Origin of the sequence: Paenibacillus tianmuensis (genome assembly GCF_900100345.1) — a bacterium.
GTDB classification, from domain to species: domain Bacteria; phylum Bacillota; class Bacilli; order Paenibacillales; family NBRC-103111; genus Paenibacillus_G; species Paenibacillus_G tianmuensis.
The window spans coordinates 105,854-116,900 of the sequence record NZ_FMTT01000007.1 but is presented as its reverse complement, the minus strand read 5'-3'; the positions used below and the strand labels follow the sequence as shown (position 1 = coordinate 116,900).

General features: G+C 55.9%; 10 protein-coding genes and 1 pseudogene. 4 read left to right on the top strand and 7 right to left on the bottom strand.

What is annotated here, in order from left to right:
- Positions 1-426 (top strand): annotated as a pseudogene (locus BLO51_RS28475) (hypothetical protein); the annotation flags it as partial.
- Between the two features lie 11 nt (positions 427-437).
- On the opposite strand, the gene BLO51_RS07250 reads toward BLO51_RS28475, so the two are convergent.
- Positions 438-1,598 (bottom strand): hypothetical protein, encoded by a 1,161-nt coding sequence (locus BLO51_RS07250; RefSeq protein ID WP_245719564.1) that lies wholly within the window; start codon positions 1,596-1,598, stop codon positions 438-440.
- Positions 1,599-1,799: 201 nt separating this feature from the next.
- Between BLO51_RS07250 and BLO51_RS07245 the strand changes: the two genes are divergently transcribed.
- The 3 genes from BLO51_RS07245 to BLO51_RS07235 all read left to right on the top strand — a co-directional run bounded on the left by BLO51_RS07245 (position 1,800) and on the right by BLO51_RS07235 (position 4,131).
- Positions 1,800-2,525: a polysaccharide deacetylase family protein gene (locus BLO51_RS07245; RefSeq protein WP_090669216.1), complete on the top strand. Its 726-nt coding sequence runs from the start codon at positions 1,800-1,802 to the stop codon at positions 2,523-2,525.
- Positions 2,526-2,590: 65 nt separating this feature from the next.
- Positions 2,591-3,313, top strand: a complete 723-nt coding sequence (locus BLO51_RS07240) for a class I SAM-dependent methyltransferase (protein WP_090669038.1) — start codon at positions 2,591-2,593, stop codon at positions 3,311-3,313.
- Positions 3,314-3,441: 128 nt separating this feature from the next.
- Positions 3,442-4,131 carry a nucleotidyltransferase domain-containing protein gene (locus BLO51_RS07235; protein ID WP_245719563.1) on the top strand — a complete coding sequence of 230 codons (690 nt, stop codon included), beginning with the start codon at positions 3,442-3,444 and terminating at the stop codon, positions 4,129-4,131.
- A 92-nt stretch (positions 4,132-4,223) separates the two neighbouring features.
- Here the strand turns inward: BLO51_RS07235 and BLO51_RS07230 are convergent, their stop codons facing one another.
- From BLO51_RS07230 to BLO51_RS07205, 6 genes are all read right to left on the bottom strand, one after another.
- Positions 4,224-5,186, bottom strand: coding sequence for an ABC transporter permease (locus BLO51_RS07230; protein ID WP_090669030.1), 963 nt, complete (start codon positions 5,184-5,186; stop codon positions 4,224-4,226).
- Positions 5,187-6,263 (bottom strand): ABC transporter permease, encoded by a 1,077-nt coding sequence (locus BLO51_RS07225; protein ID WP_090669025.1) that lies wholly within the window; start codon positions 6,261-6,263, stop codon positions 5,187-5,189. It lies immediately after the preceding gene.
- Positions 6,256-7,788, bottom strand: coding sequence for an ABC transporter ATP-binding protein (locus BLO51_RS07220; protein ID WP_090669022.1), 1,533 nt, complete (start codon positions 7,786-7,788; stop codon positions 6,256-6,258). The genes BLO51_RS07225 and BLO51_RS07220 overlap by 8 nt, the downstream gene beginning before the upstream one ends.
- A gap of 90 nt (positions 7,789-7,878) precedes the next feature.
- Positions 7,879-8,937, bottom strand: a complete 1,059-nt coding sequence (locus BLO51_RS07215) for a BMP family lipoprotein (RefSeq protein ID WP_090669019.1) — start codon at positions 8,935-8,937, stop codon at positions 7,879-7,881.
- A 280-nt stretch (positions 8,938-9,217) separates the two neighbouring features.
- Complete coding sequence (locus BLO51_RS07210) at positions 9,218-10,237, bottom strand: Gfo/Idh/MocA family protein (protein WP_090669016.1); 1,020 nt, start codon at positions 10,235-10,237, stop codon at positions 9,218-9,220.
- A gap of 29 nt (positions 10,238-10,266) precedes the next feature.
- Positions 10,267-11,040 carry a sugar phosphate isomerase/epimerase family protein gene (locus tag BLO51_RS07205; RefSeq protein ID WP_090669013.1) on the bottom strand — a complete coding sequence of 258 codons (774 nt, stop codon included), beginning with the start codon at positions 11,038-11,040 and terminating at the stop codon, positions 10,267-10,269.
- Positions 11,041-11,047 lie beyond the last annotated feature (7 nt).

The window sequence follows — 11,047 nt, the reverse complement described above, 5'->3', positions numbered from 1 at the left end:
TTCCAAGGCATGCCCGGCGGGTTTCCGGGCGCAGAGTTCCAAGGCATGCCCGGCGGGCCTCCGGGTGCCGGATTCCAAGGCATGCCCGGCAGGCCGGACGGCTTCCCCGGCGGGCCTGGGGGACCTCCCGGTGGGCCCGGCGGTGCTCCAACCGGACCCGGGGGCGCTCCCCTGTCCCCACCGCCGTCATATACGCCTCCGCAAATGGCCCAAGCGTTTGCTGTCGACCCCGGCAGCATCTGGCGATGCCGTTTCCAGTACGTGTACATTTGGCAAACGAACGGCCAGCAGTATTGGATCTTTCTGACGTTTGTCGGCCGAAATTCCATCGCCGGGTTCCGTTGGTTCGGATACGGGCCTTTCGGCCATTGGGTATACTTCGGCCTTGATTTGAACCGGATCGAGCAATTTTTTTGTCATCGGTAACGACTGCAACGTCAAAAGCTCTGTGCGCGGCGCAGGGCTTTTGATGTTTGGCCGGGGAAAAAAGGAGGTTCGATACGCTCGATGACCCATCTGGCGCTCTCGTCGCTGCGTTTCATGTGAAAGGTAAGCTTCTGCTTTATCGGTCGACGGTCGACCTCATGGACCGTCACCTCGACGGGCAGCTCCAGTCCGAGCCGACCTTTTGTATCCTGATCGCGGAAAGGGTTGATTCGGCGGATGGCCTTCATTTTGCCTATGCCGCTTATATATTGCCCCACCTCAGGGTTTGCGGTATCGCCGAAAGCGTATCTTAGCAGCTGCGGGTCCTGTTGATTGATCGCGATCAGGAAGCTGTCCGCCACGGCATAAGGCGAAGCAAGCCTGAAGCCTTCCTCCAAGCGGCCGGCCGCTTTGTACACCATCCACTGATGGTCGGAGTCCACAGTTTTGGAGCGATGGGTAGTGCTCCCGAGAAAATGGACGCAAAAATGTCCAGAAAACCCGTTGCCGGGAATGCCATCGCCGCCATGCGGCATGCCGTGCATTGAAGCGGCAAACGACCGCCCGTCCTTTTCGATCAATACGGCTCTCCGTCTCCAGCTCCAAGCGCCTTTATAGATCTCTTTCATTACCGCAGTATCCGCTTTGGTCAGCGGCTGCATATCCGCATGGCTGCTGCCGGCGCGGCGCTGCGCTTGAAAGGCGAGCCCCGTCTCCAAGTCGACGATCCGGCATACCGCCTTCATCGCAACCGTTTTTCGCGCTTCCTCCCACGAGGTCAGTTGACCGTAATGGGCGGCACGGACCGCTTCGGCATATCCGTGAAGCCGATCTTTTAGGACCTGGGGCAGCTCCAGCGATTGCCTATGCTGCGTATCGTACCAGTTACCCTGCGCGTCGATCGCATACCGGACCGCCGCTCCTTGCTTCTCCAGCACCGCATACACATCCGTAAGCGGCACCTGCTGCACAGGCCGCACCTTCTCCGGCAGCAGCTTCTTGAGCAGCTTGGGCGATCGGACCGTCAGCTCGCTGCGCATAGCCGATTCCGGCGAAGCCTGCACGACGAAGGTGAGCTTGGACGGAGCGGCAGGCGCCCCTGCGCGGACGGGCAACGACCCGAGACCGATGCAGACCGCGGCCGCGGCCATGATCAGAACCCCTTTTTTCATACGTTTCCTCCGTACTTCAAGGATATGACATTAGCTTGCCGGTTCGATGGCATTTTCACACAAGGAAAAAGGTAGAAACGGATGATCGTTATAATCCTCACCGGACAGGCCATCCTAAAATCTAACATTTGCGTTCAGGAGGGATCGGTCATTCGTAAGATCATTTCGGCTACACTGACGGCTGCCGTGGCAGGCCTGCTTATGGTTCAGTCATCCGTCACGGCAGAGGATGCGCCCCGCAAAGGAAGGGCCTACTACGAACAACGAGGCGAGGTCATCTGGGAAGTGCCGACGACGGAAAAAGTCATTGCGCTTACATTCGATGACGGCCCCGACCCGGACGATACCGCGCAAATTCTCGATCTTCTCAAGCTTTACGAAGCGAAGGCAACGTTTTTTCTGGTCGGCAACAAGGTAGAGAGGTTCCCGGAGTTGGTGAAGCGCGAAGTGGAGGAAGGCCACGAGCTGGCCAATCATACGTATACCCATACGTATTTTAAACGAAACGGATCCGTCTCCAAGCTGAAACAAGATATACAGCGCGCAGAGGAGGTCATCTATGCAGCCTCCGGTCAAAAATGCCGTCTGTTTCGGCCGCCCGGGGGCTTTTATAACGAGAAGCTGATCCAAATGGCGAGGAGCGAAGGATATGCGGTCGTGATGTGGTCTTGGCATCAGGATACGAGGGACTGGAGTTCTCCGGGAGTCGACAAAATCGTCAACAAGGTTCTCGGCAATACGCGCAACGGGGATATCGTGCTGTTCCACGATTACGTGGAAGGGAAAGGCCAGACCGCCAATGCGCTCAAGGAAATTTTACCCGAGCTGAAGAAGCGCGGCTTCCGTTTCGTTACCGTATCGGAGCTGTTGACCTACGGCAAAATGAACCCCGTAAAAAAGTTGCGCACCCCGGACATCCATCCATAACCGAATGCCCTCCCCTTCCATACCATACAGTGATCTGTATTTTAGGAAGAGGAAGGAGCAGTACGGTGAACTATTTGGATATGCTGTCCCGTTTGGGCGTCGGAAGCGCACATCCCGGCGGCTTCTCCGCCACCATGTCCCAGCTTTCCCGCTTTCCGCTGCCCGCGGGAAGCCGGGTGCTGGAGGTCGGATGCGGTACGGGAAGAACGTCCTGCTATCTGGCGAAACAAGGGTTTGACATAACAGGGCTCGACCTTCGTCCTGACATGCTGGCCAAAGCGAAGCTCCGGGCCGAAGCCGAGCAGCTTGACGTGAGGTTCGTGGAAGGAGACATCACGGCACTGCCGTTCGAAGCCGCGACCTTCGACGTCGTGCTCGCGGAATCGGTTACGAATTTTGCCGACATCGGACGGGCGTTGGCCGAATACGACCGGGTGCTCCGGCCTGGCGGTATTCTTTACGACCGGGAGGTGATCGCGACCCCCTCGATCACGGAAGAGGCTTACCGGGAGGTCACCGGCTTCTTTCAGTTGAAAAACCTGCTCACGGAACGAAAATGGATCGAGCTGCTTCAGGCGTCCGCTTTTACCGAGACCACCGTTTTCGACCGCTCGGCCTTTAGGGAGCATGTTACGGATGACCAAATCGCCTACCCCGATATGAATCAGGTCATGGACCGGGGAGCTTTGCTCGATGCATCCGTCTGGCAAACGTCGATTGCGCACGACGATCTGATTGCCGCGAACCACGATTACTTGGAGCACGCCCTGTTCATTGCCCGGAAATGACGAGCGTCATGACGAAAAGTAGCAACATCAGGCTGGCTTAAGCATATGTTGAACTATCCTAAATTAAGTTGAGCGTGATGCCTACCATGAGCCTGTCGGGCCTTGAAGCCGCACAGCGGTTTGTGAATATGCGCTTTCCACAAAGCGAAGCGGCCATTCTGGCCGGAAGTGTCGTCCAAGGCGGCGCGACGCCAGGGTCGGACCTGGATATCGTCCTATTCGACGAATCCCAATTTGGGCCATTCCGAAAAACGTACCGGGCTTTCGGGTGGGTCATCGAAGCGTTCGTATTGAATAGAGATACGTACCGCTACTTTTTCGATCAGGCGGTGGAATCGGCCATTCCCTCTCTGCTGCGCATGTGCTCGGAAGGCGTCATACTCCGCGGTTACGAGCACATTGCGGCCATCATCGAGGAAGCAAGGCGCGATTTCGATGCCGGTCCTCCGGCCTGGTCCACTCAGGAGCTCGACCGGGCGCGGTATGAAATCGGCGAGACGCTGACGGATCTGGAATGCAGCGCCTCGCGACCCGAAGGCTTGTTCATAACGGCAAAGCTCGCCGGGATGCTCGCCGAATTCGCACTGCGGACCGGCGGCTTCTGGATTGGAGACGGGAAGTGGCTGCAGCGCAGCCTCAAGCATTCGGACCCGGCCCTCGCGGAAGAGCTGTACGAAGCGCTTGAAGCTTATTACCGACTGGATCGCACTGAGCCCCTTTCCGCTTTCGTGCAAAAGCTGCTGGAGCCGTTCGGAGGCTTTCTTGTTGAAGGATATGCCGAAGGCGATGATCCGGGCGACGAAGAAACCGGACCTTAACACAAAAACAAAAGTGCTTCGTTCGCATAACCTGCGGCGCGGAAGCACTTTGTTTTTTACGGTTCCCTTGTGAATATCCGGCAATAAAAAGATTATCGTTTGCCGGTTTCGTAAGTTTGGCCGAGTGAGGAGGGCGGTATTGCCCGGCCTACAGCGCCGGCAAGCACCAGAATCGTCAGCACGTATGGCAGCATGAAGAGAAACTCCATCGGAATGTTTTTGGCAAAATCGAACAGCTGCACGAAGTTGCGGATTGCCTGAGCAAAGCCGAAGAAGAGCGCGGCGCCCAACGCGCCGACCGGGTGCCATTTACCAAAGATCATCGCCGCGAGGGCGATAAAGCCTTGACCGGAAATCGTATTATGCGAAAAGCTGCTCGTCGTCGTCAGCGTAATCGTCGCCCCGCCAAGACCCGCGAGCGCGCCGCTAATCATGACGCCGATATACCGGTAACGGGAGACGCGGATGCCCATCGTATCGGCTGCGCTCGGATGCTCCCCTACCGATCGCAGACGCAAGCCGAACGGCGTTTTGTAGATGACGTAATACGTCACGGCCACCAGAATGAGCGCCAGATACGTCGTAGGATAAGCCTTGAAGAAGGCTTCGCCGATCAGCGGGATGGAAGACAGTCCCGGAATCGCCACTTTGGTAAATACCGCATTCAGCGTTTCCGTTTGCCCCGACCCTTCGAAAAGAATTTTAACCAGATACACCGTAAGCCCGGCTGCCAAAAAGTTGATGACCACACCGCTGACGACTTGGTTCGCGTTAAACGTTACCGTCGCCACGGCATGAATCAGAGAGAAGGCGATCCCGAAAATAATGGCGGCCACCAGGCCAATCCACGGCGCCGCTCCATCCATCCCCGCTTTCTCCGCGAAATACGTGGCGATAGCGGCGGCGAACGCCCCGGATACCATCAGCCCTTCCAGACCGATATTGACGATGCCCGACCGCTCCGAGAAAATGCCGCCCAAGGCGGCAAAGATCAGCGCAGTGGAAAACACCAGCGTGGTGTTGATCAGCTCGCCGAAGACATTCAATGCATCCATCTAAGCCGCCTCCTCTTTTTTCCGCTTGGCGTATATCGGGAGCAGCACCCAGCGCACGATACCGTGAGTCGCTACGAAGAAAATGACCGAGCCGATGACGACGCGGATGATTTCCGGCGGAACATCCGCGGCGAAGCTCATCCCGGCCGAGCCGTACGTAAGCGAGCCGAACAGCACGGCTGCCAGCACGACGCCCAGCGGAGTGTTGCCGCCCAGCAGCGCTACTGCGACCCCATCGAAGCCGTAGCCCGGCGTAGCGGCCACCACGGTCTGATAATGGAACACGCCCAGCACATCGACGACGCCTGCCAGCCCGGCAAAAATGCCGCTAATGAACATCGATTTGACGATATTGCGGTTCACGTTCATTCCCGCATAGCGGGCGGCGTGCGGATTGTGTCCGACGGCGCGCAGCTCATAGCCTTGCCTCGTCTTCCACAGCAGCACGTAGAATACCGTTGCTGCCGCCAGGGCAATCACCGTGCCCCAGTGCATCCGCGCGTTGCCCATCAATTCGGACAGCCAGCCGATCGAGAGCGTGGCCGAATCCTGCGTCGGATACGAACGCTGCTGTCCCGGCTGCAGCAGAAATTGATTGACCACGTAGTTGGAGATATACAACGCAACCCAGTTCAGCATAATCGTGGTGATAACTTCGTTAACGCCCCGCTTTGCCTTCAAATAACCGGCAATCGCGCCCCATATCCCCCCGATCAGCGCACCGGCGACGACAGCAAGCGGCGCATGAATAAACCAAGGCAGCTGCAGCTTGATACCGATAACGGAGGCTGCTGTCATCCCCATCATGAACTGTCCTTCCCCGCCGATGTTGAACAACCCGGTACGGAATGCAAAAGCGACGGACAGTCCCGTCAAAATAAGCGGAGTAATCTCGCGGATTGTCTCACCGAAATCGTAAGAGTCCCCGAATACCTTGCCTACCAGCGCACCATAGGCGGTCAGCGGATTATAGCCGCCGGCCAGCATCACCAGCGCTCCGAAAAGCAGCCCCATCAAGATCGCGACAAACGGGACCAGCGCCGAGTCTTTGGTCATGATTTTAATCAATTTATCCATGATCGGTCTCTCCTTGTCCACCGGCCATCAGCAGCCCCAATTCTTCCTCATTCGTCGTTTCAGGGTCCACCTCGCCGACAATCCGACCGCTGTGAATAACCGCAATCCGGTCGGATACGTTCCGAATCTCATCCAGTTCAAACGAGATCAGCAGCACGGCTTTCCCATGATCTCTGGCTTCGATCAGCTTACGGTGCACGAATTCGATGGCGCCGACATCCAATCCCCGAGTCGGCTGAGCTGCGATCAGCAGCTCGGGGTTCTTATCCAGCTCGCGGGCGATGATCGCCTTCTGCTGGTTCCCGCCGGATAGCGCGCGCGCCTTCGTATAGATGCTTGGCGTACGCACGTCGAACTCGTCGATCAGCCGCTGCGCCTGGGCGTCGATCGCCTCGCCGCTCAGAAAACCGCCGCGGTTATATTTCGGTTGGTAATACGTCTCCAATACCATATTTTCGCTCATCGAGAAATCCAGCACGAGTCCGTGTTTATGCCTATCCTCCGGAATATGCGATACACCGGCCTCGGAGATGAACCGTGGGGAACGGTTGGCCAGCGGCTTATCCTGCAGTAGAACCTCTCCGCCGTCTACAGCCCGCAGCCCCGTCAGCGCTTCGATCAGCTCGCTTTGCCCGTTGCCATCCACGCCCGCGAGTCCGAGAATCTCTCCAGCCCGTACCTCAAGCGAGAGGCTTTTCAGGGCGGGAAGGTTCCGGTTATCCTTGACCGTCAGACCGCGGATCTGCAGCACCGGGGCTCCGGGTGAAGCCTTGGTCTTACTGACCTTGAACGTAACGCTGCGCCCAACCATCTTCTCGGCAAGCTGCTGTGGATTCGATTCGGCGATCTTCACCGAATCGATAACCTTCCCGCGCCGGATAATCGTGCAGGTGTCGGCTATCGCCATAATTTCCTTCAGCTTATGCGTGATCAGAATGATCGATTTCCCTTCGGCGGCAAGCCGTCGCATAATATCCATCAATTCTTGAATTTCTTGCGGCGTCAGCACGGCGGTCGGCTCGTCAAAAATCAGGATGTCCGCCCCGCGATACAGCGTTTTCAAAATCTCGGCGCGCTGCTGCATGCCGACGGAAATATCTTCGATCTTCGCTTTCGGATCGACTTTGAGGCCGTACTGCTCCGAGATTCTTCTAACCTTCTCGTCCGCTTCTTTATAGTTGATGGAAGAGCCCTTACGGGGTTCGCTGCCGAGAATAATATTTTCCGTTACGGTGAACGGCTGTACGAGCTTGAAGTGCTGATGCACCATACCAATTCCCAGCTCGATCGCCTTCATCGGACTGTCGATCGCGGCTTTGCTGCCTTTAACCCAGATCTCGCCCTCATCCGGCTGGTATAGGCCGAACAAAATGTTCATCAACGTCGATTTACCTGCTCCGTTCTCGCCCAGCAGCGCATGGATCTCTCCCTTGCGCAGCTTCAAGCTGATGGAGTCGTTGGCCGTAATGCCGGGAAAACGCTTCGTAATCCCTCGCAGCTCGACCATCATGTCGGGTGAACTCATGAGCTTCCCTCCCCGCAAAATGTACACGTACGTTCCAGATGCAAATCAAACGACAAGGCCGGTGGGTCACCAGCCTTGTCGAATTGGAATTTATTTTTCCGGAATTTTGATTTCGCCTTTGACGATCTTTTCTTTATATTCGTCCACTTTCTTCAGCACGTCGGCCGGTACGTTCTTCTTGGACGTTTCCGGCAAGCCTACGCCGTCGTCTTTGAGACCGAGAACAATGTTTTTGCCGCCTTGGAATTTGCCGTCGATCACTTCCATGGACACGCGCTTCACCGCTTTGTCGACCCGTTTCACCATCGAGGTCAACGTTACATCGTCGCCGAATTCAAGCGACTGGTCCTTGTCCACGCCGATGACCCATACTTTTTTGCCTGCTTTGACACGGTCTTTTGCTTCGTTGAACACGCCGTTGCCCGTTGCGCCCGCCGCATGGAAAATGATGTCTGCACCGTCGTTGTAGATCGTTGCCGCCGCCGCTTTTCCAAGGTCCGGCTTGTCGAAAGATGCCGTATAGTTGATCGTAACCTTCGCATTCGGGTTAACCGCAGCGACGCCGGCCTTGAAGCCGACTTCGAAGCGCTCGATGACCGGAATCTTTAGACCGCCGACGAAGCCGATTTTATTCGTTTTCGTCATCAGACCGGCAACGACGCCTGTCAGGTACGCTCCTTCCTGTTCCGCAAACGTGACGGATTCGACGTTTGGCCCTTCCACAACATTATCGATAATCGCAAAGTTCGATTTCGGGTTTTGCGCCGCAACCGTCTTGATGGCGTCGCCCATCAGGAACCCGATCCCCCATACCAGATTGTATTTATCTTTAACGTATGAATTGAGATGAGGAATGAAGTCCGCGTCGCTTTTGCTTTGCAGGTACTTCACATTGGCGCCGGTTTCTTTCTTAAGCTCGTTCAAGCCTTCCCACGCGCTTTGGTTAAACGATTTGTCGTTTACGCCGCCGATGTCGGTAACCATGCCGATGTTAAATTTTTCCCCTTTTTTACTGGCTCCCGCTGTGCTCTCCGTAGGCTTGGAGCCGCCGTTAGCCGCTTCTTGCGGCGCCGGCTTCGTTCCGCATCCGCTCAGGACGAGCGTAGCCGCGAGCATGAGGCCTGCCGTCGATTTGAACCATGTTTTCATTTTTGTTTACCCCTTCCATGTATCTGTATGTAAGCGTTAAAATAAACTCTATAGCCATTTCCATTATAAAGGTTTTATTTAACCATCGTCCATATCTTTCTGAACAAAATTTCAAAAAAAACGCAGATTTTGTTACAATTCTGCGCCTTGTGTCTTATTTCCTCATTACCGCAGGCCTGCACCAGCTTACCAGATCTCTGCGCGGCGGCGAAGTGTATGTCAATCGATCCACGAGAAAAGGCAGTCCTTCGAAATGTGAAGAACTGCCTTGTTTCGTCATTTACAACCTGACGACCTGGCCTGTAGCCTGCGATTCGAACGCCGCCAAAATCACTTTCAGCGAGCGCATGCCTTCTTCCCCGGAAATGCTCGGTGGGGTTTTCGTCACGATCGATTCCACGAACGCGTCGATCACGCCGCTGACCGTCTGCTTCTCGTTGGTGGCGATGGAGCCCACCTTATGCCGTTCGACCGAACCGTTGCAGAGCTCCACGATAATTTGATCGTCCGGATGCGTATCGATTTTCATGACGCCGTTCTCGCACCACAGCATCGTGCTGTTGTCTCCGCCTTGGTAATAAGTCCAGCTTGCGGCAAGCGTGCCGATGACGCCGCTCTTCATGCGAAGCACGCAGGCCGCGTTATCGTCTACGTCCGTTCCCGCTTTGTCTAGCGTGCCGATAAAGCCGGCGACATCCGCCACTTCATCGTCGAGCAGCCAGCGGATCAAGTCGGATTTATGTACGCCCAGATCGCCCATGGCGCCCATAATCGCTTCATCCTTGCGGAAAAACCAGCTGTCCCGTCTGTCGACGCTCCAGCTTTCCGGTCCCGGATGTCCGAAAGAGGTACGGAACGTCAGCACTTTGCCGAGAGCGCCTGTGTTCAAAATCTGCTTGGCCTTCAGATGGTGAGGCATCAGCCGCTGGTTGTGACCGACCATCAAGTAAACGCCGTTTTCCTTGGCCGCTTCGATCATCGCCAGCGCTTCTTCTTCCGTCGCAGCCATCGGCTTTTCGACCAAGACATGCGCTCCGGCCTTCGCTGCGGCAATCGATACCGGAGCATGCAGGGCATTCGGAGTGCAGACGCTTACCGCATCGGGTTTAACCTCGCGCAGCAGCGCTTCATAATCGGTGTAAGCCTTTGCTCCGTGCTGTCCGGCGTAATGCTCGGCTCTTTCCTTAACCGAATCGCAAAAAGCGACCATCTCCACATGGGGATTTGCGGCGTACTCGGGAATATGACGGTGCTTGGAAATGGCGCCGCAGCCGATCACGGCCACTCTCAATTTGCTCATGGATTTCAATGCTCCTTCGGTTTGTTAAATTAAATATTTTGCAGATAGTTCGTTTTCACCCATTGCAAGCTGTTTGCCACGCTTTGCAGCGGAGGCTTCTGACATACGTCCTGCTCTACGACGAGCCACTCTACCCCTGCCTCGGATGCGGCGGCGATGACCTTAGGCAAGTCGACGACCCCTAAGCCGAGCTCCAGCGTTTTCATTTGCCCGCTATCGTCTTTGCCGAAATCTTTCAAGTGCAGCAGCGGCAGCCGGCTGGCGTATTTCGGAATATAGGCCAGCGGGTCCTGTCCGGCGAACTGCACCCAGCAGACGTCCATCTCCACTTGCACCGCTTCGGGAGAAGTCGTTTCGTACATCGCATCGAACACATAAGAGCTGCCGACGTTCATCTCGAATTCGAAAGCATGGTTGTGATAAGCGAAAATAAGCCCCTGCTTGCGCACTTCCGTTCCCTTTTGTTGCAGGAAAGCAAACAACGATTTCCAATCCTCTTCGGTACGGCGGTCTTCTTCGGCCACATAAGGACAAATCAAATATTGTCCGCCGATTGTTTTTAAATAATCGATTTGGCCCTGCAGATCGTCCCGCAGCTGCTGCAGTCCGACATGGCTGCCAATCGCTTTAAGTCCCAGCTCCTGAAGCAAATCTCTCAGCTCTTCCTTCGCCAAACCGCCGTATCCGGCAAATTCGACGCCCTCGTAGCCAAGCTCTGCCACTTTCCTCAACGTGCCGCGAAAATCGGCGACGGTTTCATCCCGCAATGTGTACAACTGAAGCCCGATGCCCATTCTTCTCATCGTGAAC